Origin of the sequence: Paracoccus sp. NSM (assembly GCF_052379855.1) — a bacterium.
Lineage (GTDB): Bacteria > Pseudomonadota > Alphaproteobacteria > Rhodobacterales > Rhodobacteraceae > Paracoccus.
The window spans coordinates 33,782-56,404 of the sequence record NZ_JBQTCG010000002.1 but is presented as its reverse complement, the minus strand read 5'-3'; the positions used below and the strand labels follow the sequence as shown (position 1 = coordinate 56,404).

19 protein-coding genes are annotated in these 22,623 nt (G+C 68.3%); 8 read left to right on the top strand and 11 right to left on the bottom strand.

Features of this window, described 5'->3' with window-relative positions:
• Positions 1-192: 192 nt before the first annotated feature.
• Both eda and ACTZWU_RS03350 read left to right on the top strand, forming a co-directional pair.
• Positions 193-834 (top strand): bifunctional 4-hydroxy-2-oxoglutarate aldolase/2-dehydro-3-deoxy-phosphogluconate aldolase, encoded by a 642-nt coding sequence (gene eda / locus ACTZWU_RS03355; protein ID WP_444735946.1) that lies wholly within the window; start codon positions 193-195, stop codon positions 832-834.
• A gap of 49 nt (positions 835-883) precedes the next feature.
• Positions 884-2,053, top strand: coding sequence for an MFS transporter (locus ACTZWU_RS03350; protein WP_444735945.1), 1,170 nt, complete (start codon positions 884-886; stop codon positions 2,051-2,053).
• A gap of 68 nt (positions 2,054-2,121) precedes the next feature.
• Here ACTZWU_RS03350 and xseA read toward each other — a convergent pair whose 3' ends face one another.
• Positions 2,122-3,678, bottom strand: a complete 1,557-nt coding sequence (xseA, locus tag ACTZWU_RS03345) for an exodeoxyribonuclease VII large subunit (protein ID WP_444735944.1) — start codon at positions 3,676-3,678, stop codon at positions 2,122-2,124.
• A 62-nt stretch (positions 3,679-3,740) separates the two neighbouring features.
• On the opposite strand from xseA, the gene purD reads away from it, so the two are divergent.
• On the top strand, positions 3,741-4,997 hold the full coding sequence (purD, locus tag ACTZWU_RS03340; protein ID WP_444735943.1) for a phosphoribosylamine--glycine ligase: 1,257 nt from the start codon (positions 3,741-3,743) through the stop codon (positions 4,995-4,997).
• Positions 4,998-5,138: 141 nt separating this feature from the next.
• On the opposite strand, the gene ACTZWU_RS03335 is transcribed toward purD, so the two are convergent.
• Positions 5,139-6,158, bottom strand: a complete 1,020-nt coding sequence (locus tag ACTZWU_RS03335; protein ID WP_444735942.1) for a ribose-phosphate pyrophosphokinase — start codon at positions 6,156-6,158, stop codon at positions 5,139-5,141.
• Positions 6,159-6,245: 87 nt separating this feature from the next.
• Between ACTZWU_RS03335 and ACTZWU_RS03330 the strand changes: the two genes are divergently transcribed.
• Positions 6,246-6,845, top strand: coding sequence for a 2-hydroxychromene-2-carboxylate isomerase (locus ACTZWU_RS03330; protein ID WP_444735941.1), 600 nt, complete (start codon positions 6,246-6,248; stop codon positions 6,843-6,845).
• Positions 6,842-7,618, top strand: coding sequence for an alpha/beta fold hydrolase (locus ACTZWU_RS03325; RefSeq protein WP_444735940.1), 777 nt, complete (start codon positions 6,842-6,844; stop codon positions 7,616-7,618). Before ACTZWU_RS03330 ends, ACTZWU_RS03325 begins: the two co-directional genes overlap by 4 nt.
• On the opposite strand, the gene ACTZWU_RS03320 is transcribed toward ACTZWU_RS03325, so the two are convergent.
• The 7 genes from ACTZWU_RS03320 to ACTZWU_RS03290 all read right to left on the bottom strand — a co-directional run bounded on the left by ACTZWU_RS03320 (position 7,615) and on the right by ACTZWU_RS03290 (position 14,109).
• On the bottom strand, positions 7,615-7,962 hold the full coding sequence (locus tag ACTZWU_RS03320) for an H-type lectin domain-containing protein (RefSeq protein WP_444735939.1): 348 nt from the start codon (positions 7,960-7,962) through the stop codon (positions 7,615-7,617). The genes ACTZWU_RS03325 and ACTZWU_RS03320 overlap by 4 nt on opposite strands.
• A gap of 122 nt (positions 7,963-8,084) precedes the next feature.
• Complete coding sequence (locus ACTZWU_RS03315; RefSeq protein WP_444735938.1) at positions 8,085-8,534, bottom strand: F0F1 ATP synthase subunit epsilon; 450 nt, start codon at positions 8,532-8,534, stop codon at positions 8,085-8,087.
• Positions 8,535-8,543: 9 nt separating this feature from the next.
• Positions 8,544-9,968, bottom strand: a complete 1,425-nt coding sequence (gene atpD / locus ACTZWU_RS03310; RefSeq protein ID WP_444735937.1) for a F0F1 ATP synthase subunit beta — start codon at positions 9,966-9,968, stop codon at positions 8,544-8,546.
• A 20-nt stretch (positions 9,969-9,988) separates the two neighbouring features.
• The gene (locus ACTZWU_RS03305) at positions 9,989-10,861 is read right to left on the bottom strand and encodes a F0F1 ATP synthase subunit gamma (RefSeq protein WP_444735936.1); all 873 of its coding nucleotides are present in this window, start codon (positions 10,859-10,861) and stop codon (positions 9,989-9,991) included.
• Between the two features lie 12 nt (positions 10,862-10,873).
• Positions 10,874-12,409: a F0F1 ATP synthase subunit alpha gene (gene atpA / locus ACTZWU_RS03300; RefSeq protein ID WP_444735935.1), complete on the bottom strand. Its 1,536-nt coding sequence runs from the start codon at positions 12,407-12,409 to the stop codon at positions 10,874-10,876.
• Positions 12,409-12,975, bottom strand: coding sequence for a F0F1 ATP synthase subunit delta (locus ACTZWU_RS03295; protein WP_444735934.1), 567 nt, complete (start codon positions 12,973-12,975; stop codon positions 12,409-12,411). The genes atpA and ACTZWU_RS03295 overlap by 1 nt, the downstream gene beginning before the upstream one ends.
• 306 nt (positions 12,976-13,281) lie before the next feature.
• Positions 13,282-14,109, bottom strand: coding sequence for a class I SAM-dependent methyltransferase (locus ACTZWU_RS03290; RefSeq protein ID WP_444735933.1), 828 nt, complete (start codon positions 14,107-14,109; stop codon positions 13,282-13,284).
• Positions 14,110-14,165: 56 nt separating this feature from the next.
• On the opposite strand from ACTZWU_RS03290, the gene gloB reads away from it, so the two are divergent.
• The gene (gloB, locus tag ACTZWU_RS03285; protein WP_444735932.1) at positions 14,166-14,912 is read left to right on the top strand and encodes a hydroxyacylglutathione hydrolase; all 747 of its coding nucleotides are present in this window, start codon (positions 14,166-14,168) and stop codon (positions 14,910-14,912) included.
• 197 nt (positions 14,913-15,109) lie between these two features.
• Positions 15,110-17,428, top strand: coding sequence for an ATP-dependent Clp protease ATP-binding subunit ClpA (clpA, locus tag ACTZWU_RS03280; protein ID WP_444735931.1), 2,319 nt, complete (start codon positions 15,110-15,112; stop codon positions 17,426-17,428).
• Positions 17,429-17,674: 246 nt separating this feature from the next.
• On the opposite strand, the gene ACTZWU_RS03275 is transcribed toward clpA, so the two are convergent.
• Together ACTZWU_RS03275 and ACTZWU_RS03270 are read right to left on the bottom strand one after the other, a co-directional pair.
• Positions 17,675-20,032, bottom strand: a complete 2,358-nt coding sequence (locus ACTZWU_RS03275; protein WP_444735930.1) for a YbcC family protein — start codon at positions 20,030-20,032, stop codon at positions 17,675-17,677.
• Positions 20,032-21,612 (bottom strand): proton-conducting transporter transmembrane domain-containing protein, encoded by a 1,581-nt coding sequence (locus ACTZWU_RS03270; RefSeq protein WP_444735929.1) that lies wholly within the window; start codon positions 21,610-21,612, stop codon positions 20,032-20,034. Before ACTZWU_RS03270 ends, ACTZWU_RS03275 begins: the two co-directional genes overlap by 1 nt.
• A 100-nt stretch (positions 21,613-21,712) precedes the next feature.
• Here ACTZWU_RS03270 and ACTZWU_RS03265 point away from each other — a divergent pair, with 100 nt between their 5' ends.
• Entirely contained in the window at positions 21,713-22,582 is an 870-nt protein-coding gene (locus tag ACTZWU_RS03265) for a LysR family transcriptional regulator (protein WP_444735928.1), read from the top strand.
• Positions 22,583-22,623 lie beyond the last annotated feature (41 nt).

Genomic DNA, 22,623 nt, shown 5'->3' with positions numbered 1-22,623 from the left:
CCCGCACAGGGCCCGCCCCTGCCTGTGAAGTCTGCGCGCCTTAGCCCTTGGCACCCGCCAACGCAAGGGGGAATCGCTGTGGCACCCCTGCCGATAGCGGTAACGGATGCGCGGAAAGCGGCGGGCTTTCCCTTGCATCGGCCCGGGCTTTGGGGTGAGGTCTGCGCAAATGATCCTGCCCGAAGGTGCGCCATGACCCCCCAAGCCCAGTCCCAAGCCACGAAAGCCCTGTGCCAGCTGGCGCCGGTCATTCCGGTCATCGTCATCAAGGACGCGGCCCATGGTGCCGATCTGGCGCGCGCGCTGGTCGCGGGCGGGCTGCCCGTGCTGGAGGTGACGCTGCGGTCCGAGGCCGCGCTGGACGCGATCCGCGCCATGTCGCAGGTGGCGGGGGGCCATGTCGGCGCGGGCACCGTGCTGACGCCGGACGACGCGAAACGCGCGCGCGATGCGGGGGCGACCTTTGCCGTCTCGCCCGGTCTGACCGACCGCCTGATCGCCGCCTGCGAGGATATCGGCCTGCCGCTGCTGCCCGGCGCGGTGACCGCGTCCGAGGTAATGCGCGCCGCCGATGCGGGCTATGACATGCTGAAATTCTTCCCGGCCGAGGCCGTGGGCGGCGCGCCCGCCCTGAAATCGCTGGCAGGCCCCCTGCCCCGGATCAGCTTCTGCCCGACGGGCGGCGTCTCGGTCGCCAATGCGCGGGACTACCTGTCGCTGCCCAATGTGGTCTGCGTGGGCGGCAGCTGGATCGTCACGGATGCAGACATGGCGGCCGGAAACTGGCAGGCGATCGAGGATCGCGCCCGCGCCGCAAGCGGCCTGCGCGGTTAGGATCATGGCGGAAGGTCCGGCCCTCGATCTGGGGCGCGCAAGGCGCAACATGATCATCCTGGTGATGGCGCAGGCCATCCTGGGCGCACAGATGCCGATCATGTTCATCGTGGGCGGGCTGGCGGGGTCGATCCTTGCGCCCAACCCGTGCCTTGCGACGCTGCCCCTGTCGATGATCATTCTGGGCTCGACGCTGACGGCGCGGCCTCTGTCGCGGCTGATGCAGGCGCGCGGGCGGCAGGCGGGGTTCCTGCTGGCGGTGACGGCGGGCGGGATCGGGGCGGCGGTCTCGGCGGCGGGGCTTTGGGTCGGGTCGTTCTGGCTGTTCCTGGCCGGGTCGGTACTGACGGGGGTCTACATGTCCTCGCAGGGGTTCTATCGCTTCGCCGCGACCGACACCGCGCCCGAGGATTACGCCCCCCGCGCGATTTCTTGGGTCATGGCGGGAGGGCTGGCCGCGGCGATCATCGGCCCGGCCATCGTGCGCGGGACCGATGGGCTGACGGCGGTGCCGTTCCTTGCGACCTATATGGCGGTGATCGGGCTGAACCTGGTCGGTCCCTTCCTGTTCGCATTTCTCGACATCCCGAAACCCCCGGCACCTGCGGCCGATGCCGCCGCACCACGCCCCATGTTCGAGATCGTGAAGCGCCCCGCCATCGCCGTCGCGATGATCTGCGGGATGGTGTCCTATGCGCTGATGAACCTGGTGATGACCTCGACGCCGCTGGCGGTGGTGGGCTGCGGCTTCGCGCCGTCAGACGCGGCCAATATCGTCAGCGCGCATGTGCTGGCCATGTTCGCGCCGAGCTTCGTGACAGGCCACCTGATCGCCCGCTTCGGCGCCGAGCGGATCGTCGGCGCGGGGCTGGTGATCCTCGCCCTGGCGGGAGGGGTGGCCCTGTCGGGGGTCGAGCTGGGGCAGTTCTTCCTGGCGCTTATGCTGCTGGGGATCGGCTGGAACTTCGGTTATATCGGCGCGACCGCCATGCTGACCCGCGCCCACGCGCCCGAGGAACGGGGACGGGTTCAGGGGATGAACGATTTCTTCGTCTTTGGGGGGGTGTTTCTGGCCTCTCTGTCGTCCGGCGGGCTGATGAACTGTGCGGGCGGCTCGGTTCAGGCGGGCTGGAACGCGGTGAACCTGGCGATGCTGCCGTTTCTGGTATTGGCCGGTGGCGCGCTGATCTGGCTGGTCATGCGCCCGAAAGAGGCCTGAGCGCTGCGCCGTGAGGACCGGGGGCTTCACGCCCCCGGACCCCCGTGGGATATTTGGACCAAGGCAAATCAGAGCAGGGTTTTCTGCTCGGGCGGGGGGGTGCGGCGTCGGGGCTTGTCGGCGGCCGGGCGTGCCTCGATCCGGGCATCGGCGAATTCGATCTGGAATTGCGGCGCGCGGGCGGCGGCGGCGGCGCTGGTGATCAGCCCGTCCGGACCGTGGACGACGGCAAAGCCGCGCTTGAGCGTTTCCTTGTAGCCGAGCGTCTGGCGGATACGGTCGAGCCGGATCAGCGCGTCATGGCGCTGGCGCTGGCCCCGTTTGAGCGCGGCGTCGAGGCGATGGGAAAGGTCTGTCAGACGGGCATCCTGCTGCGTGATGGCGCGGCGTGTGGTGGCCGTGACGCGCCGCAGCGAGGCGTCGAGCCGTTCCTGAAGCTGGGTCAGGCGGTCGCGCGGGCGTTCCAGCCGCCTGAGCCGCGCCTGATCCAGCCGCGCCGCGATGCGATCCAGCCCGTGGCGCTTGGCTTGCGTGAACTGGCGAAGCGTCGCGGAAGGCATCGGCCGTAGCGCGAGCCGGTTTCGGCGCGATTGCAGCCAGAGCCGCAGCGCCGGTTCGAGCCTTGCGCCTTGCAGATCAAGGCGCTGGCGCGGCCCCTCAGTCAGGGCGGCGGGGCGACCCATCGCGCGGGCCAGATCGCGCAGGCGCTGGCGGGGGCGCTGGATCCCTTGGGCATTGGCGCGCAGCATCCGGGCGCCGGTCTCGGCCAGCCGCGCGGCCAGATCGGCGCGGACGGGAACGGCCATCTCAGCCGCTGCCGTCGGCGTGGGCGCGCGCCGGTCGGAGGCGAAGTCGATCAGCGTCGTGTCGGTTTCGTGCCCCACGGCCGAGATCAGCGGGATCGCGCTGTCGGCCGCGGCGCGGACGACGATTTCCTCGTTGAAGCCCCAAAGATCCTCGAGGCTGCCCCCTCCGCGCGCCACGATGATCAGGTCGGGCCGCGGGATGGCCCCACCCGGTGTCAGCGCGTTCAGGCCCCTGATCGCGGCGGCGACCTGCGGCGCGCAGCCCTCGCCCTGAACGGCCACGGGCCAGATCAGGACGCGGCTGGGGAAACGGTCGCGCAGGCGGTGCAGGATGTCGCGGATCACCGCCCCCGATGGCGAGGTGACGACCGCGATCACGCGCGGCAGGAAGGGCAGCGGCCGCTTGCGGGCTTCGTCGAACAGACCCTCGGCGGCCAGCGCCTTGCGGCGCCGTTCCAGCATCGCCATCAGCGCCCCCGCGCCCGCAGGTTCGATCTGGTCCACGATCATCTGGTATTTCGACTGGCCCGGAAAAGTGGTCAGGCGGCCGGAGGCGATGACCTCCATCCCCTCTTCGGGGCGCTGGATCAGGCGGGCGGCCTGGCCCTTCCAAGTGACGGCGGCCAGCACGGCGCGGTCATCCTTGAGGTCGAAATAGAGATGCCCCGACGACGGCCGCGAAACGCGCCCCACCTCGGCCCTGACGCGGACGCGGCCGAACTGATCCTCGATGCTGCGCTTCACCGCGCCGGACAGTTCCGAGACGGTGAATTCATGCGCGTTGCTGCCCGGCGCGGGCTCGTCCTCTAGCAGGTCCATGTGGCTTGTTCCCTTTCGCGACGCAGACTAGAACGCCGCAGGACCAAGCGAAAGGGCGGCAGATGAATATCCTGATCCTGGGCGGCGGCGGGCGTGAACATGCGCTGGCCTGGGCGATCCGGCAGAACCCGAAATGCGACCGGCTGATCGTGGCGCCGGGCAATCCGGGCATTGCGGGCGTCGCGGAATGCGCCGATCTGGATATCCTGTCGCGCGTGCAGGTGCTTGAATTCGCCCAAGAGAACGCCATCGACTTCGTGGTGGTCGGCCCCGAGGCGCCGCTGGCCGCGGGCGTGTCGGATGCGCTGCGCGACGCGGGTTTCCTGGTCTTCGGCCCCAGCCAGGCGGCGGCGCAGCTGGAAGCATCGAAGGCCTTCACCAAGGAAATCTGCGATGCCTGCGGGGCCCCCACGGCGGCCTGGGCACGGTTCGACGCGGCCGGCCCCGCGCGCGATTACGTCACCACGCAGGGCGCGCCCATCGTGGTCAAGGCCGATGGGCTGGCGGCCGGCAAGGGCGTCACCGTGGCCGAAACCGTGGAACAGGCCCACGACGCCATCGACGCCATCTTCGACGGTGAGTTCGGCGACACCTCGGTCGTGATCGAGGAGTTCATGGCCGGCGAAGAGGCCAGCTTCTTCATCCTCTCGGACGGGACGGATTGTCTGGCCATCGGCACCGCGCAGGACCACAAGCGCGTGGGCGATGGCGACACCGGGCCGAACACGGGCGGCATGGGCGCCTACAGCCCGGCCCCAGTGCTGACGCAGGCGATCCAGGATCAGGTCATGGCGCAGATCGTGCGCCCGACCATCGCGACAATGGCCGCGAAAGGCACGCCTTTCCAAGGGGTTCTCTATGCCGGGCTGATGATCGACCAGGGCCGCGCGCGGCTGGTGGAATACAATGTCCGCTTCGGAGACCCGGAATGCCAGGTCCTGATGATGCGCCTTGGCGCCCAGGCGCTGGACCTGCTCCTGGCCTGCGCCGAGGGGCGGCTGGCCGAGACCTGCGTCACATGGGCCGACGATCACGCCCTGACCGTGGTCATGGCCGCCGAGGGCTATCCGGGCGACTACGAAAAAGGCAGCGCGATCAACGGGCTGAACGCATTGCCCGAGACCGGCTTTCAGATGACGTTCCATGCCGGAACGGCGATCAGGGATGGTCAGATCGTCGCCAGTGGGGGCCGCGTTCTGGCCTGCACCGGGCGCGGCGCGACCCTGGCCGAGGCGCATCAGCGCGCCTATGCCCTGATCGACGCGATCGACTGGCCGCAGGGCTTCTGCCGCCGCGATATCGGCTGGCGGGCCCTGTAACCGACCGTGCACCCGATGTGCACCGTGCGTACACAGGCATGACATCAAAGGAAAAAACCGGCCCGCCCCTCTGGCGCGCCGGTTTTCTCTTCTTCTTCACTCAAATATCCCCGCCGGAGGCATCCGACGGCGCGGCCTGGATCAGGCGGTCGAATAAAGTCCCTCGTAGATCGGCAGCAGGGTGTCCGTCTCGAACAGACTGCTGACCGAGGTGCCGTTCCAGATGTTCAGGACCGCCTGCGCGAACATCGGCGCGGTCGGCACGATGCGGATATTGGGCGCGTTCTTCACCGCTTCGGTCGGCTGGATCGAATCGGTGATCACCAGCGACTTCATCACCGATTTCGTCACGCGATCGACCGCCGGACCCGACAGGACGCCATGGGTGATATAGGCATGGACCTCGGTCGCGCCATTGTCGGTCAGAACCTGCGCCGCCTTGCAGAGCGTGCCGGCCGTGTCGCAGATGTCGTCCACGATGATGCAGGCCTTGCCCGATACGTCACCGATCACGGTCATCTCGGCCACTTCGCCCGCCTTCTCGCGGCGCTTGTCCACGATGGCCAGCGGCGCACCGATCCGGGTCGCAAGCTCGCGCGCGCGCGCCACGCCGCCGACATCGGGCGAGACGACCATCAGATCGCCCATCCGGCCCTTGAAGTGATGCTGCACATCCAGCGCAAAGACCGGCGCGGCATAGAGGTTGTCCACCGGAATGTCGAAGAAACCCTGGATCTGGGCGGCATGCAGGTCCAGCGTCAGGACGCGGTCCACACCGGCCTCGGTCAGAAGGTTCGCCACCAGCTTGGCGCTGATCGGCGTGCGGGCCTTGGCGCGGCGATCCTGGCGGGCATAGCCGAAATAGGGGATCACGGCGGTGATGCGCGCGGCCGAGGACCGTTTCAGCGCATCGACCATGATCAGCAGTTCCATCAGGTTGTCATTGGCCGGGTTCGAGGTCGGCTGGATGATGTACATGTCCTCGCCGCGGACATTCTCGTAGACCTCGACGAAGATCTCGGCATCGTTGAACCGCTCGACCCGCGCATCCAGCAGGTTCACGCTCATGCCGCGATGCATGGACATGCGCCGGGCGATGGAATGCGCCAGCGGGCGGTTGGCATTGCCTGAGATCAGCTTGGGTTCGGTCATGACGGGCATGGAGGGCGGCCTTTGGCGGTTGCGTCAGATTGCGGCTGCCTTAGCACCGCGATAGCCTGCGGGCAAACCCGGAAATAAGGACAGGTCATGGCGCATATCGACTATTACCTCGGCACGATCAGCCCCTGGTGCTATCTGGCGGGCGAAAGGCTGGAACAGATCGCGGCCCGGCACGGCGCGACGATCACCTACAAGCCGCTGGATCTGATGCAGCTCTTTGACCGGACGGGGGGCGTGCGCCCCGCCAACCGCCATCCCAGCCGCATGGAATACCGCGCGCAGGAATTGCCGCGTTGGGCCGATCATCTGGGCATGGCGCTGAACCTGAAACCCGCGCACTGGCCGGTGAACATGGCGCCCTCGTCCTATGCGATCATCGCCGCGCAAGAGGCGGGCGGCGGCGATCTGGGCGGGCTGGTCCAAGGCTTTCTGCGCGCGGTCTGGGCCGAGGAACGCGACATCAGCGACGATGCCGTCATCCGCGACATTCTGGGCGCGCATGGTTTCGACCCTGCCCTGGCCGACAAGGGCCTGTTCGTCGGCGCCGAGACCTATGGCCGCAATCTGGAACAGGCGGTCGAGGCCGGGGTCTTTGGCGCGCCCTTCTATGTGGTGCGCGAGACCGGGGCGCGGTTCTGGGGTCAGGACCGGCTGGATTTCCTGGACCGGCATCTGGCGGACGCATGAGCGGGCTGAACATCCGCCATTGGCCGGGCGATCCCGACCGCCCGGCATTGGCGCTGCATTGCATGATGGGCAGCGCGGGCGGCTGGGCGCCGGTCGCGGCGGCGCTGGCGGGCGCGGTCGATCTGCGCGCCTTCGACATGCCGGGCCACGGGCGCAGCGATCCGTGGCAACCGGGGCCGGAGGGGCCGGACTACCACACGGCGGTCACCCGTCTGGCCGCCGCGATGATCGAGCGCCCCCTGGATTTGATTGGCCACAGTTTCGGCGCGACCGTGGCGCTGCGCATCGCGGTCGCCGCACCCGAGGCAATCCGGACCCTGACCCTGATCGAGCCGGTCCTGTTTGCCGCAGCGCCCTCGGCCGAACAGGATGCGCTGGATGCGCGTCTGGCCGAACTTCTGGAAGCAGGGCGCGACGCCGAGGCGGCCTCGGCCTTTCTGGCGGTCTGGAACGGGCAGGATCTGGACGCCCTGCCCCCGCCGATCCGTGCGCAGATGGTGCGCCAGATCCGGCTGGTGGCCGAGACCGGCCCCGCCTTGCGCGGCGACAGCGCCCGAATCCTGCGCGAGGGCGGGCTGGAATCGCTGGATGCGCCGGTGCTGATCGTGGCTGGCGGCGACAGCCCCCCGGTGATCCATGCCATCGCGGATGCGCTGGCCGCGCGGCTGCCCGATGTGGGGCGCGCGCTGATCCCCGGCGCGGGGCATATGGCGCCCATGACCCACCCCGCGCAGGTGGCGGGGCTGATCGGCGCCAATCTGGAACGCGGCTAGAGCAGGAAGTCCTGATCGTCGGGCAAGGCGCCGATCGCCGTCCACTGGACGCGCATCCGCGCCACCCGGCTGTCGCCCCATGTCTTGAACACCAGGTCGAACCCGGCCGAGGTCACGTTCTCGACCCCCAGATCGCCGCGCTGGTTGGTGCTGCCGTCGATGTCCCACATGGAGGGCGCGACCTGCACGGCGGGCGGGGTCAGGAAGCGTTCGGGAAAGACGACGCTCTGTCGGGTCACGCGCTCTCCTTCGCCGGTCCAGAGGGGGCCGCCTGTGTCGTAATCTGTGACAAGCATGACCATGCCCTGGCTGACGCCGATCTCGGACGAGTGAAAACGCAACATGACAACTCCGGTGGTGAAGACGGGCACAAGATAAGCACCCGGCGCGGGAAAGCAAAAGCCCCGGCGCAAGACCGGGGCCGATGCCGCGACGCCCGAGGGCGCGCTGAAGCGTTTTCCGGCGATCAGTCGGGCACGGTGGACTGGTTCGGGTCCAGTCCGATATGCGTGCCCATGGCGACCATGTCGCCCACCAGCTTGACGGCGGCGGTCACGGCCTCTTCGCCCACATGCTCGCGGCGCGATTCGGCGCTTTGCTGCGCACGGCGGGCCTGGGCCAGCATGTCGTTATAGACAGCCTGCGTCAGTTCGGCGCGCGGATGACCGCGTTCGGCCAGCAGGCTGACCGACTCGGCGTTGATCTCGGCAAAGCCGCCGGTCACGGCGAATTCGCTGGTGGAACCGTCGGCACCGACCAGCACGACCATGCCGGGGCGCAGGGTGACGATCGCGGGCGCATGGCCGGGCATGGCGGTCAGATCGCCATTGCTGCCCGGCAGGCGCACCTCGCGCACGGGAACGGAGGCAAGCCTCCGTTCCGGCGACACGAGGTCGAACTGCATCGTATCGGCCATCTTGCCCCCTTATGCCGCTTCGGCGGCCAGACGCTGCGCCTTGGCTTTCACTTCCTCGATGTCGCCAACCATGTAGAAGGCGGCCTCGGGCAGGTGATCGTATTCGCCGGCAACCACGGCCTTGAACGAGGCGATGGTCTTTTCCAGCGGAACCTGCACGCCGTCCGAACCGGTAAAGACCTTGGCCACGTCGAAGGGCTGCGACAGGAAGCGCTGGATCTTGCGCGCCCGGGCCACGGTCAGCTTGTCCTCTTCGGACAGTTCGTCCATCCCGAGGATGGCGATGATGTCCTGAAGCGACTTGTACTTTTGCAGGATACCTTGGACGTCACGGGCGACCTGGTAATGCTCCTCGCCGACGACGGCGGGGTCCAGGATGCGCGAGTTCGAGTCCAGCGGGTCCACGGCCGGGTAGATGCCCAGTTCCGAGATCGCGCGCGACAGAACGGTCGTGGCGTCGAGGTGGGCAAAGGTCGTGGCAGGCGCCGGGTCGGTGAGGTCGTCGGCCGGAACATAGACGGCCTGGATCGAGGTGATCGAGCCGTTCTTGGTCGAGGTGATGCGTTCCTGCATCGCGCCCATGTCCGTGGCCAGCGTCGGCTGGTAGCCCACGGCCGAGGGGATGCGGCCCAGAAGCGCCGACACCTCGGAACCCGCCTGCGTGAAGCGGAAGATGTTGTCGACGAAGAACAGAACGTCGGTGCCCGAGGCATCGCGGAACTGTTCGGCCAGCGTCAGGCCGGTCAGCGCCACGCGCATCCGCGCCCCCGGGGGCTCGTTCATCTGGCCGTAGACCAGCGCCACTTTCGATTCGGTCAGGTTGTCGGGGACGATAACGCCCGACTCGACCATCTCGTGATAGAGGTCGTTGCCCTCGCGGGTCCGCTCACCAACGCCTGCGAACACGGAATAGCCCGAGTGCACCTTGGCGATGTTGTTGATCAGTTCCATGATCAGAACGGTCTTGCCCACGCCGGCGCCGCCGAACAGGCCGATCTTGCCGCCCTTGGAGTAAGGCGCCAGCAGGTCGATGACCTTGATGCCGGTGACAAGGATTTCCGACGAGGTCGCCTGCGCCGCGAAGTCGGGCGCGGGCTGGTGGATGGCGCGGGTCTCGGTCGCGGTGATGGATGCGCCCTCGTCCACGGGCTCGCCCACGACGTTCAGGATGCGGCCAAGCGTCACGTCGCCGACCGGCACCGTGATCGGGCCGCCGGTGTCGCGCACGGCCTCGCCGCGGACCAGACCTTCGGTCGCGTCCATGGCGATGGTGCGGACGGTGTTCTCGCCCAGGTGCTGTGCGACTTCCAGAACCAGCTTCTTGCCGTTGTTCTCGGTCTCCAGCGCGTTCAGAATCGCGGGCAGGTGGTTGTCGAACTGCACGTCAACGACGGCGCCGATCACCTGCGTGATTTTACCAGTGGCCTCTGCCATGTTTCACCTCTGCGTTACGGTCAGAGCGCCTCGGCGCCCGCAATGATTTCGATGAGTTCCGTGGTGATCGCGGCCTGACGCGAGCGGTTGTACTGCGTCGTCAGCCGGTCGATCATGTCGCCCGCGTTGCGCGTGGCGTTGTCCATGGCACTCATCCGCGCGCCCTGTTCGGACGCCGCATTTTCCAGAAGCGCGGCGAAGATCTGCGTCGCGACCGAGCGCGGCAGCAGTTCGGCCAGCAATTCCTCTTCGCCCGGCTCGTATTCATAGAGCGCGTTGGCGGGGGCCGCATCCGCGGGCACCTCGGCGGGGATCACCTGCTTCGCGGTCGGGATCTGGCTGATCACGGTCTCGAAGCGGTTATAGAAGATCGTCGCCACGTCGAAGCTGCCCGCGTCGAAGCGCTGGAGCAGGTCGTCGGTGATAATGCGCGCCGTGTCGTAGCCCACGCGCTTGACCTCGGAGAGGTCCACGTGATGCACGAAAAGATCGCCGTAATCGCGTTTCAGCTGCTCGCGGCCCTTCTTGCCGACGGTCAGGATCGCGACCTGCTTGCCTTCGCCCCGCAGACGGTCGGCATGCTGGCGGGCCAGCTTGACGATCGAGCTGTTGAAGCCGCCGGCAAGGCCGCGTTCAGCGGTCATCACCACCAGCAGGTGACGCTGATCGCTGCCCGTCCCGGCCAGCAGGCGCGGCGCGCCCGCCTGGCCTGCCGCATTCGCGGTCAGGCCAGCCATGACGGCCGACATGCGGTCGGCATAGGGGCGCGCGGCTTCCGCCGCCTCTTGCGCGCGGCGCAATTTGGCGGCGGCGACCATCTGCATCGCCTTGGTGATCTTGCGCGTGTTCTTGACGCTGCCGATCCGGTTCTTGAGATCCTTGAGACTGGGCATCTATTCCCCCTCTCAGGCGCGGGTGCGGTTGTATTCGTCCAGCGCCGCCTTGATCGCATTCTCCAGATCGCCGCTGACCTTGCGGTCGTTGCGGGTCATGTCGTCCAAGAGGTCGGACTTCTGGCTGCGCAGGAACTGGATCAGGCCCTCTTCCCAGGCGACGACCTCCTTGACGGGGACGTTGTCGATATAGCCCTTGGTGCCGGCATAGATCACGATGACGATCTCGGCGTTGGTCAGGGGGCGATACTGGGGCTGCTTCATCAGCTCGGTCAGGCGCGCACCGCGGTTCAGCAGGCGCTGCGTCGCGGCGTCGAGGTCCGAGCCGAACTGCGCGAAGGCCGCCATCTCGCGGTACTGGGCCAGTTCCAGCTTGACCGGACCGGCGACGGATTTCATCGCCTTGGTCTGGGCGGCCGAACCCACGCGGCTGACCGACAGACCGGTGTTCACGGCCGGGCGGATGCCCTGGAAGAACAGTTCGGTTTCCAGGAAGATCTGGCCGTCGGTGATCGAGATCACGTTGGTCGGGATATAGGCCGACACGTCGCCCGCTTGCGTCTCGATGATCGGCAGAGCGGTCAGCGAACCGGCGCCGTTATCCTCGTTCAGCTTGGCCGAACGCTCGAGCAGGCGCGAGTGCAGGTAGAACACGTCACCCGGATAGGCTTCGCGCCCGGGCGGACGGCGCAGCAGCAGCGACATCTGGCGGTAGGCCACGGCCTGCTTGGACAGGTCATCATAGATGATCAGCGCGTCCATGCCGTTGTCGCGGAAATATTCGCCGATCGCGGTGCCGGAATAGGGCGCCAGGAACTGCATCGGCGCGGGGTCCGAGGCGGTCGCGGCGACGACGGTCGTGTAGGCCATGGCGCCGGTTTCTTCCAGCTTCTTGACCAGCTGGGCGACGGTCGAACGCTTCTGACCCACGGCGACGTAGATGCAGTGCAGCGTCTTCATGCCCTCGGCCTCGCGGCCGTTATAGCTCATCTGGTTCAGGATCGTGTCCAGGGCGATGGCGGTCTTGCCGGTCTGGCGGTCACCGATGATCAGCTCGCGCTGGCCACGGCCGACCGGGATCATGGCGTCAACCGACTTGAGGCCGGTCGCCATCGGCTCGTGCACCGATTTGCGCGGCATGATGCCGGGGGCCTTGACGTCGGCCACGCGACGCTCGGTCGCCTCGATCGGGCCCTTGCCGTCGATCGGGTTGCCGAGGCCGTCCACGACGCGGCCCAGCAGGCCCTTGCCGACCGGAACGTCCACGATCGAGCGCGTGCGCTTGACGGTGTCGCCTTCCTTGATCTGGCGGTCATCGCCGAAGATCACGATACCGACGTTGTCGGTCTCGAGGTTCAGAACCATGCCGCGGACGCCGCCGGGGAATTCCACCATCTCGCCGGCCTGGACCTTGTCCAGACCATAGACGCGGGCGATCCCGTCGCCGACCGACAGCACCTGGCCGACTTCAGCAACTTCGGCGTCCTGGCCGAAATTCTTGATCTGCTCCTTGAGGATCGCCGAAATCTCGGCAGCCTGGATTCCCATTATCCGACCTCTTTCATGACATTCTGAAGGGAAGCGAGCTTCGAGCGGACCGAGCTGTCGATCATCTGCGAGCCCAACTTGACAATCATGCCGCCGATGAGGGTCTCATCGACGCGCGTGTTCAGCTTGACCGTCTTGCCCGATTTCTCGGCCAGGGTCGCCTTGAGCCGTTCCTGCTGCTCGTCGCTCAGGGCGACGGCGCTGGTGACTTCGGCGGTGACCTCGCCGCGCGCATCCGCGATCAGCGCGGCCAGGCGCTCGGCCAGCTGCGGCAGCACGAACAGGCGGCGGTTCTTGGCCATCAGCTGCAGCGTGTTGGCCATGACCGGCGACAGGCCCATCTTCGACGCGATCGCGGCGATGGCGGTGGCCTGTTCGGCGCGGGAGTATTTCGGGCTGGAGATCAGCGCGCGGAGATCGGCGCTGTCGGCCAGGGCGGCGGCCAGGCTCTCGGTCTCGCGGGCGAGGCTGTCGATCTGCCCCTCTGCCATCACGATGTCGAAAACGGCCTGCGCGTAACGCCCGGCGATGCTGTGGGACATGGAAACAGAGTTGGCCACGGTCATCCTTTACGGTTTGCGCAAACCCCACTGGCGGGCCGGATGCGAAATCCGGTCTGTCATGGGGCGCGGGTCGCGGTCGCGCGGCTTTTGGAGGGCCGCCCGGAATTCTGCGGCGTCTCTAGCAGCAGTTTCACCGCCCGGCAACCGTCATGCACACGCAGATGCGAGCCTGTGCGACAAAGGTCGCGGCTGACCTGTTTTGACCTTGTGGATAGCGCCAACACCCCCCTTTCGGCGGGGGTTCCATCCTGCGGCAGGCTGTCGCACCTGGTTGAAAAGCGGCATTTCCGGTCGGGAATCGGCGCCGACTCAGCCCGCCGCGTCGGGCGGGGATTCGGGCGCTCGGGTCGCCCTGCGCGTCAGGGCGGGCGCGCGCGATGCCGGGGCCGCGCGGCCCGGCAGGGGCCGGGCGACACCGTCGAGGATTTCGAGCGGGCTCGGCACGCGGATCTTCAGACCCGGCCCGACCGGCGCACGGCTCTGCTTGGCCAGCTCCACCAGCACCACGCCCGCGATCAGCACGCGGCTGATCCTCAGCCCGGTCCGTTCCCAGAACTGCGCGCTGCGCAGCCAGAAGCGGCGGTCCGAGGGCGGGATATAGACCGCCGAGCCGTGCCATTCCGGCTGAAAGCCCGCATGGCGCATCTGGGTCTCGATCTGGCCGGCCGTGTAGGCCCGCCCCGAACCGAAGGGCGTGCGCTCGGACGCGGCCCAGAGCCCGGCGCGGTTCGGCACCATCACGATGACGCGCCCCCCCGGCCCCAGGCAGCGCCATGCCTCGGCCAGAAGCTGGCGCGGATGCTCGCTGCCCTCGATCCCGTGCAGCATGACCAGCCGGTCGATGCTGCCGGTCTCGACCGGCCAGGCGGTCTCGTCGCAGAGGACCGAATGGTTGGGCAGGCCCGCGGGCCAGGCCATGACCCCCTGCTGGCCGGGCATCAGCGCGGTGACGCGCCGCGCATGGGCCAGATAGGGCCGCAGAAGCGGCGCGGCGAAGCCGTAGCCCGCGACGTTCATCCCCGTCGTCGCGGCGGGTGTCCAGCGTTCCGTCAGCCGATCGCGCAGGATGCGCTGGACCACGCGGCCCAATGCGCGCTGGTAGTAGAAGCGTCTCAACTGGTCGATGTCGTGATGCATTGCGCCCCGGCCCGGCATTTGTCAGGCTAGAGGACCACAAGGAGAGGGCTTTGCCAATGCCGCTGGATCTGGTCACGCTGCGCTGTCTGCGCGACAATTACGCCTATCTGCTGCATTCCGAGGCAGGAACCGTGCTGATCGACGCGCCCGAGGCGCAGCCCATCCTGACCGAATTGTCGGTGCGCGGCTGGGGGCTGGATGCGATCCTGCTGACCCATCACCATGACGACCACATTCAGGCCGTGCCCGAACTGGTCGCGGCCACCGGGGCGCGTGTGATCGGGGCGGCGGCGGACGCCCATCGCCTGCCCCCGCTGGATGTGAGCCTGGTTCCCGGCGAGCCGCTGGAGGTTCTGGGCGAGCCGGTCGAGATCCTCGACGTGTCGGGCCACACGATCGGGCATCTGGCCTTTCACTTCCCGCAAAGCGCGCTGGCCTTCACCGCCGACAGCCTGATGGCGATGGGCTGCGGGCGCCTGTTCGAGGGGGACGCCGCGATGATGTGGGCCAGCCTGTCGCGGCTGGACGCCCTGCCCGGCGAGACGCTGATCTGCTCCGGGCACGATTATTGCAGCGGCAATGCAGCCTTCGCCCTGACGGTCGATCCCGACAATGCGGCGCTGCGCGAGCGGATGCGGGCCATCGCCGAGGCGGAGAGCCCCTGCGCGCCGGCGACGCTGGCTCTGGAACGGGCGACGAACCCCTTTCTGCGCGTTGACGCGTTGCGCGGGGGGCTGGGGATGGAAGGCGCGGATGACGCGGCGGTCTTCGCCCGGCTGAGGAGCATGAAGGATGCGTTCTGACCATCACGATGCGGGCCCTGCCCTTGAAACGATGCCCGCCGCATCACATCTGCCTCATCCGTGGGAAAAACGGCGGCATGGGACGAATTGCCTCTTGATGCCGGGCGAAATCCACCAAATCTTAATCACATCGTGACAGTCTGGGCAGGTGGGCAGAACGCGGCCCATACCGCCAGCCGACTGACAGGAGACGACCCGTGCCAAGTTTCTCGACCACCCTGGAACAGGCCATTCACCAGGCTCTTGCGCTGGCAAACGAGCATCGCCACGAACTGGCGACGCTGGAACACCTGCTGCTGGCGCTGACCGAGGAACCGGACGCCGTCAAGGTGATGCGGGCCTGCAATGTCGATCTGGACGAGCTGCGAAGCACGCTGGTCGATTTCATCGAGGACGATCTGTCCACGCTGATCACCGATGTCGAAGGCTCGGAGGCGGTGCCGACCGCGGCCTTCCAGCGGGTGATCCAGCGCGCCGCGATCCACGTCCAGAGCTCGGGTCGGCAAGAGGTGACGGGCGCCAACGTCCTGGTCGCCATCTTCGCCGAACGTGAATCGAACGCGGCCTATTTCCTGCAGGAAATGGACATGACGCGTTACGACGCGGTGAACTTCATCGCGCATGGCGTGGCCAAGAACCCGTCCTTCAACGAGCCGCGCAAGGTCATCGGCGCCGAAGAGCCCGAGCAGAAGGCCGAAGCCGCGCCCGAGGCCAAGGACGAGACGGCGCTTGGCAAATATTGCGTCGATCTGAACCAGAAATCCCGCAAGGGCGACGTGGACCCGCTGATCGGCCGCGAATCTGAGGTCGAGCGCGCGATCCAGGTTCTCTGCCGCCGCCGCAAGAACAACCCGCTGCTGGTGGGCGATCCGGGCGTGGGCAAGACCGCGATTGCCGAGGGGCTGGCGCTGAAGATCACGCGCGGCGAGACGCCGGACGTGCTGGCGGGCGCCACCATCTTTTCGCTGGACATGGGCGCGCTGCTGGCCGGCACCCGCTATCGCGGCGATTTCGAGGAACGTCTGAAAGCCGTCGTGAAAGAGCTTGAGGCCCATCCCGACGCGATCCTCTTTATCGACGAGATCCATACCGTGATCGGCGCGGGGGCGACCTCGGGCGGGGCGATGGATGCCTCGAACCTGCTGAAGCCCGCGCTGGCGGGCGGCAAGCTGCGCTGCATGGGCTCGACCACCTACAAGGAATACCGCCAGCACTTCGAAAAGGACCGCGCGCTGAGCCGCCGGTTCCAGAAGATCGACGTGAACGAGCCTTCGGTCCCGGACACGATCAAGATCCTCATGGGCCTCAAGCCGCATTTCGAAAAGCACCACGACCTGCGCTACACAAACGAGGCGATCAAGTCGGCGGTGGAACTGGCCTCGCGCTACATCAATGACCGAAAGCTGCCCGACAGCGCCATCGACGTGATCGACGAGGCGGGGGCCGCGCAGCATCTGGTCGCGGAAAGCAAGCGGCGCAAGACGATCAGCCCCAAGGAGATCGAGGCCGTGGTGGCCAAGATCGCCCGCATCCCGCCGAAGAATGTCAGCAAGAACGACGCCGAGGTCCTGCGCGATCTGGAAAGCACGCTGAAGCGCGTGGTTTTCGGCCAGGACAAGGCGATCGAGGCGCTGTCCTCGGCCATCAAGCTGGCGCGGGCTGGCCTGCGCGAGCCTGAAAAGCCCATCGGCAACTACCTCTTTGCGGGCCCGACCGGCGTCGGCAAGACCGAGGTGGCCAAGCAGCTGGCCTCGACCCTCGGTGTGGAACTCCTGCGCTTCGACATGTCGGAATACATGGAGAAACACGCGGTCAGCCGCCTGATCGGCGCGCCTCCGGGCTATGTGGGCTTCGATCAGGGCGGGCTTCTGACCGACGGCGTGGACCAGCACCCGCATTGCGTGCTGCTGCTGGACGAGATCGAGAAGGCGCATCCGGATGTCTACAACATCCTGCTGCAGATCATGGATGCGGGCCGTCTGACCGACCATAACGGGCGGCAGGTCGATTTCCGCAACGTGATCCTGATCATGACCTCTAATGCGGGCGCATCCGATGCCGCCAAGGCCGCGATCGGCTTTGGCCGCGACCGGCGCGAGGGCGAGGACACGGCCGCGATCGAGCGGACCTTCACGCCCGAATTCCGCAACCGTCTGGACGCGATCATCAGCTTCGCGCCTCTCTCGCGCGAGGTGGTCGTCCACGTTGTCGAGAAGTTCGTGCTGCAACTGGAAGCGCAGTTGATGGACCGCAACGTCCATATCGAGCTGACGCCCGAAGCCGCCGACTGGCTGGCCGAAAAGGGTTACGACGACCGGATGGGCGCCCGCCCGCTTGGACGCGTGATTCAGGAGTACATCAAGAAGCCTCTGGCCGAGGAGTTGCTGTTCGGCCGTCTGACCAAGGGGGGCATGGTCCGCGTGAAGATCGAGGAGGACAAGCCCGCCTTCGACATCACCGGCCCCGAGACGCCGCGCCTCGGCAAGACGAAGACGCCTCTTCTGACCGCCGAATAGCGCGTCAAGGCCGCCCGGAAGACCATGCTCCGGGCCGGGCGGCCGCACCCTGCCACGCAGGCCCGTCCCGTTTGGGACGGGCCTGCGCTTTTGAACGGTCTCGCCGGGGCGAAAGCCCCGACCCCCGCTTTGACCGCCGCATATCCTCGGCGGGAATGCTGTAACGCGGCATGGTGCAGGTCGCGCCCTGCCCGTCCAGAGGACCTCTGCGACCGCGGCGGCCAGAGCCGCTGCGATCTGGCACCGCTACATCTGAAGCCAGCCGCCATGCCTGTTGTAGCGGGCCGAGATCCGGCCATCCTCCAGCGCAAGCAGGTGCAGCCATCCGTTGTCGAACAGCGCCCGCAGCCCATCATGGCGCGACAGGATCTCGGACAGGGCGTCCAGCGGCGCCTCGACCATGACGCTGAGGCGCAACGGTTCGTGCGCCAATGCCTCGCCGTCATGGATCGCCTGCCAGGGCAGGCCCGGACGCAAGAGCCCGCCATTGCCCTGCACGACGCCGATCCCGCCGACGACGTTGTGGATCAGCTTGTTGCCGCCACCGAAGATGTCGGGCGCGACAGCCGATCCGTAATATTGCAGGCTGATCCAGCTGGCCACGACGACCGGCGCGGTCAGGATCAGCTCCAGCGTGGCGAAACCGTCATCCTGCCGCCAGTCATAGCTGTGCAGGAAGGCCCGGCCCGACAGGTCGCGGCCCGCCGTCGCCTCGCGCGGGGCGGCGATGAAGGCGGCGCAACCCGCAAGGCCCCATTCGGGGCGGATCTCGGCCCAGTCATGGGCGCGATTGGCGATGGTCGCCGCGCTGGCGCCGGGCAGGCGCGCGGCGCGTTCGGCCCGCGCCAGACCTGTCGCGCGGTCAAGCCAGGCGCGCCCCTGCGTCAGGTCGGCGCGGTGCGACAGCGGCAGCGCCTCGTCGAACAGGGTGATCCGGTCGGTCGTCGTGTCATGCAGACCCGCCACGAACAGCGTGTCCGAGGGCAGATCGATCCCCCGCGCAGGCAGGCCCGCCCGCGTTTCGGGATCGTTCAGCAGCCCCGCCAGCAGCCGGGCCGAGACCGCACCGGTCTGCCCCCCGCAGGCGCCGCAATGATAGCCGCTTTCGTGAGGGTTGTTCGTCACATGGGCGCCGTGGCCCACCAGCAGGATCAGCCGCGCATGACCGCGCGTCAGGCTCATGGCGCGCAGGACGGCGGCGGCGGTATCGGCCTTGGTCGCCGGATCGGGGGCCGGGTCCAGACGCGGCGCGGGGCCGTGGCCCGGATGCGCGCCCGCCCGGCCAAGCGCCGCGCCCAGCAGTTTCAGCCCATAGGCCGGGCCCGCCGCCTCGACAAAGGCAAAGGACGAGACGGCCGCCTGCCGGAAGCGGCCCCAAGCCCGTTCGGCACGCGCGCCGATCCGGGCGCGCTGTTCGATCGCCGGGGCGGCGTGACTGGTCGCGGTCATGGCGGGGTTCAGAAGGACCGGCAGATGCGTCTCGGCGCGGTCGCTGCCATGCGGCAGATGCGCGACGGGCAGGCCGAAGAAACCCGCGAAACCAAGAGTCTGGATGCCGGGATCCTGCGCCTCCAGCGCGCGGCGGAACACCTCGGACCGCACGTCGATGCAGAAGGCTGCCTGCATGGCGGGCCGGGCGGGCGCGGGGCGCGGACCGCTGAGCAGCGCCGCCAGCCTGCGCTGATGGGCGCGTTCGGCGGCGTCCTGCAGGATCGTGTCCAGCACGGTGTCGGCATCGGGGGCGACGGGCGCCTCATGCGCGGCGACCACCTCGGCCCAACGCGCGGCCAGCGCCGGGTCGCGGGCCAGAAGCGCCTCGTCCCAGATCAGGCGGATCGCCAGCAGGTCGGTCAGCGCCGCATCCGAGCCGCCCTGCATCTCGGCCTGCCAGAGCAGCCAGCGCGCGTGCTGCGACCAGCCGCCAAGCTGGATCAGCAGCGCGTGAAAGAGGGTCGGCGCGGCGGCCTCGGACAGGCCAAGCGCGTCGCAGGCCCGCAGGATGGCGCGTTCGGCCGTGTCGGGACTGGCCGCGACATGGGCGCAAAAGCCGCCGAGGCCCGCGATTTCGGGCGTCAGGTCATGGCTGGCCCAATCGCGCCAGCCCGCCAGCGCACCCCGCCCCGGCGCGGGCGTCCAGAGCGCCTGCCCCCGGTCGAAATGCCCCGCAGCCCACAAGCCGATGCTGCGCGTGATGACCATGGGCCAGTCGATGCCGTCGGCCTGTGCCGCCAGCTCGGCCAGGCTGGGCAGAGCGCGCAAAGGCGCGGCGGGCCGCGTCATCGCGGCCTTCAGCGCCTGCAGGCTGGCAGGTTTCAGCGCCCAAGGGGACGCAGCCAGCGCCTGTTCCAGGTCGGTGTCGGTGATCGCGCCTGACGCGACGGCTGCCGCGTGGCCTGCCCGGTCCGGGATGATCCGCGCGCCCGAGACCCGCGCCAGCCTTGCGGCGGCGGTAGCCAGATCCTCGCCGGTCTGGCCCAGCATCGGGTTCACGGCGACGGTCGCGTCCAGCGGAAATGCCGGGGGGATGGCGCGGGCTGCGGCCTCGGCTGCGGCCAGAAGGTCGGTGGCGCGCCGGGGCGCGATCTCGATGGGTTTGAGGAACATCATGCCTCTCCTTTGGCTTGGGTGGCGCCGGACCGGCGGAAGCCGCCGATCAGCCGGTCAAGGACCGCGTTCAGGTAAAGCCCGTTGGCCAGATGGACGCGCAGCCCCGCCGCCGCAGGGTGATGCGCCCAGAGCGGGAACAGCGCCTGCGCAAAGGCCACGAGGCCGAAGGACAGGACCGCCAGCACGATCAGCGCCCATTCCAGCGCGCCCGCCTGCGGGGTCGCGGGCAGATGCGCCCCCCAGGCCAGCGAGGCCAGCGCGTGAAAGCCGAAATAGGCCAGCGCCGCAGCGCCCGAGGCCGTCACCATGCGCCGCGTCAGCGCCGCGGGCGCGCTGTCGGCCAGACCTTGGGCGACCAGATAGGCCACGCCGAAGATCAGCATCGCGCCCAGCGCCAGCGCCTGCGGGTTCTTGGGCGCGCCAAGCGCCGCAAAGACCCAACCCATCGCCGCGTAAAGCGCCAGCGCCGCAAGGAAGGACCGGCCCACCGCGCGCAGGCCCGGCACCGCGACCGGCCCCGGCTTGCGGGCCGCAGCCACCGCCTGCACCGCCCCGCCCGAGGACAGGAAGGCATGCGCCTTGTAAAGCGAATGCGCCACGATATGCAGCAGCGCCAGCGCCCAGAGGCCCAGACCGCATTGCAGCAGCATGAAGCCCATCTGCGCGACCGTGGACCATGCCAGCGCCGTCTTGACCGCGCTTTGCGTCAGCATGACCACCGCGCCGAACAGCGCCGTGATGCCGCCCGCCATCACCAGCGCGGCCATAGCGCCGGGGCTGGCCTGGACCAGATCGGCCAGCCGGATCAGCAGCACGCCGCCCGCATTGATGATGCCCGCATGCAGCAGCGCCGAGACGGGGGTCGGCGCCTCCATCACCTCGGTCAGCCAGCCATGCAGGGGGAAGGCCGCCGTCTTCAGCAGCGCCGCCAGCACCAAGAGCCCGACCGCGATCCGCGCCGGAAGGTCCAGACCCGAGGCCGCAAGGGCCGAGATCTGCGCCAGATCGGCGGTACCGAACGAGGACCAGAGCAGCATCGCCGCCAGAATCAGCGCCAGATCGCCCATGCCCCAGACCAGAGTGAACTTGGCGGCCGCGCGCCGCGCCTCGGGGCGGCTTGCGTAGAACAGCAGAAGCTGCCTGAGCCCGATCCCCACCCCGATGAAGGCCGCCAGCAGCACGGCAAGGCTACCCGCCTGCACCAGCACCAGGACCAGCGCCAGCACCGTCAGCGTCAGGCCGTGAAAGGCGCCCTCGCGCGGCTCTCCGTCCATGTAGCGGCGGGAATAGCGGATCACGACCCAGCCGACGAAGCCGACCAGCAGCGCCAGCGTGAAGCTGACGGCGTCAAGCCGCAGCGAGATCTGCGCCGCGCCCTGCCCGACCGACAGGACCTGCGCGCCGGTCAACGCGGCATGAAGCGCCGCCGCGCCCGTCAAGGCCAGCGCGGCCAGCGCGGCCAGTTCGGCCTGACGGGGCAGCGCGCCCGGTCGCGCACCGGGCCGCGCCAGTGTTGAGGCCGCCACCGCCAGCAGGATCAGCGGCGCAAGGGCCGCCAGAAAGGGGAACAGGATCATCCGGGAACACTCCGATTGCTGATGGCGCAGAGTTAGGACTTGCGTGACTTTTATAAAATTACATATTTTCGGCGTGATCGTTCTGTTTCATGGATGTGTCATGCTGAACCTGCACCACCTGCGCCTGTTCCGGGCCGTCGCGCTGGACGGCACGCTGACCGGGGCCGCGCGGCGGCTGAACCTGTCGCAATCGGCCCTGTCCACGCAGCTACGCGCGCTTGAGGCCTCGCTTGGCCATGACCTGTTCGAACGGCGCGGCCGGGGCCTCGTGCTGACCGAGGCCGGCCATATCGCGCTGGACCATGCCGAGGCGATCTTTCGCACCGCCGACGATCTGACCGCGACTCTGCGACAGACCGGTCAGGGGCGGCAGGCCCTGCGCGTGGGCGCGCTGGCCACGCTGTCGCGGAACTTCCAGCTTCAGTTCCTGGCGCCCGTGATCGGGCGGGCGGATGTCGAGGTGGTGCTGCGCTCGGGTTCGCTGGCGGAATTGCTGCGGGGGCTGGATGCGCTGACGCTGGACGTGGTGCTGACCAATCTGGCGCCGCCGGGCGATGCGGCAAGCCCCTGGCTGATCCATCATCTGGCCGAACAGCCCGTCAGCCTGATCGGCACGCCCGCCCGGATCGGCGCCGATACGCGGCCTCTGGCGCGGCTTCTGGCCGAGGAGCCGCTGATCCTGCCCACCGGCGACACGGCGCTGCGGGCCTCAATCGACGCGATGCTGGCACGGCTGGGCATCACGCCCCTTGTCGCGGCTGAGGCCGACGACATGGCGATGCTGCGCCTTCTGGTGCGCGAGGATGCGGGTCTGGCGGTCCTGCCCCCCATCGTCGTGCGCGACGAGATCGGCGCGGGCCTTCTGCGCGAGGCCGCACGGCTTGACGGGATCAGCGAGAGCTTTCTGGCCGTGACCCGGCGGCGGCGTTTCGGCAATCCGCTGCTGGCCGATCTGCTGGGGGCCAAGTGACCTTGCCATTTGGCGATCATATCATATATTGATGCCAAAGG

What these genes read in the sequence shown, in the direction of transcription:
- eda (WP_444735946.1), top strand. Translation starts at nt 193, where the DNA reads ATGACCCCCCAAGCCCAGTCCCAAGCCACGAAAGCCCTGTGCCAGCTG.
- ACTZWU_RS03350 (WP_444735945.1), top strand. Translation starts at nt 884, where the DNA reads ATGATCATCCTGGTGATGGCGCAGGCCATCCTGGGCGCACAGATGCCG.
- xseA (WP_444735944.1), bottom strand. Translation starts at nt 3,678, where the DNA reads ATGGACCTGCTAGAGGACGAGCCCGCGCCGGGCAGCAACGCGCATGAA.
- purD (WP_444735943.1), top strand. Translation starts at nt 3,741, where the DNA reads ATGAATATCCTGATCCTGGGCGGCGGCGGGCGTGAACATGCGCTGGCC.
- ACTZWU_RS03335 (WP_444735942.1), bottom strand. Translation starts at nt 6,158, where the DNA reads ATGCCCGTCATGACCGAACCCAAGCTGATCTCAGGCAATGCCAACCGC.
- ACTZWU_RS03330 (WP_444735941.1), top strand. Translation starts at nt 6,246, where the DNA reads ATGGCGCATATCGACTATTACCTCGGCACGATCAGCCCCTGGTGCTAT.
- ACTZWU_RS03325 (WP_444735940.1), top strand. Translation starts at nt 6,842, where the DNA reads ATGAGCGGGCTGAACATCCGCCATTGGCCGGGCGATCCCGACCGCCCG.
- ACTZWU_RS03320 (WP_444735939.1), bottom strand. Translation starts at nt 7,962, where the DNA reads ATGTTGCGTTTTCACTCGTCCGAGATCGGCGTCAGCCAGGGCATGGTC.
- ACTZWU_RS03315 (WP_444735938.1), bottom strand. Translation starts at nt 8,534, where the DNA reads ATGGCCGATACGATGCAGTTCGACCTCGTGTCGCCGGAACGGAGGCTT.
- atpD (WP_444735937.1), bottom strand. Translation starts at nt 9,968, where the DNA reads ATGGCAGAGGCCACTGGTAAAATCACGCAGGTGATCGGCGCCGTCGTT.
- ACTZWU_RS03305 (WP_444735936.1), bottom strand. Translation starts at nt 10,861, where the DNA reads ATGCCCAGTCTCAAGGATCTCAAGAACCGGATCGGCAGCGTCAAGAAC.
- atpA (WP_444735935.1), bottom strand. Translation starts at nt 12,409, where the DNA reads ATGGGAATCCAGGCTGCCGAGATTTCGGCGATCCTCAAGGAGCAGATC.
- ACTZWU_RS03295 (WP_444735934.1), bottom strand. Translation starts at nt 12,975, where the DNA reads ATGACCGTGGCCAACTCTGTTTCCATGTCCCACAGCATCGCCGGGCGT.
- ACTZWU_RS03290 (WP_444735933.1), bottom strand. Translation starts at nt 14,109, where the DNA reads ATGCATCACGACATCGACCAGTTGAGACGCTTCTACTACCAGCGCGCA.
- gloB (WP_444735932.1), top strand. Translation starts at nt 14,166, where the DNA reads ATGCCGCTGGATCTGGTCACGCTGCGCTGTCTGCGCGACAATTACGCC.
- ACTZWU_RS03275 (WP_444735930.1), bottom strand. Translation starts at nt 20,032, where the DNA reads ATGTTCCTCAAACCCATCGAGATCGCGCCCCGGCGCGCCACCGACCTT.
- ACTZWU_RS03270 (WP_444735929.1), bottom strand. Translation starts at nt 21,612, where the DNA reads ATGATCCTGTTCCCCTTTCTGGCGGCCCTTGCGCCGCTGATCCTGCTG.
- ACTZWU_RS03265 (WP_444735928.1), top strand. Translation starts at nt 21,713, where the DNA reads ATGCTGAACCTGCACCACCTGCGCCTGTTCCGGGCCGTCGCGCTGGAC.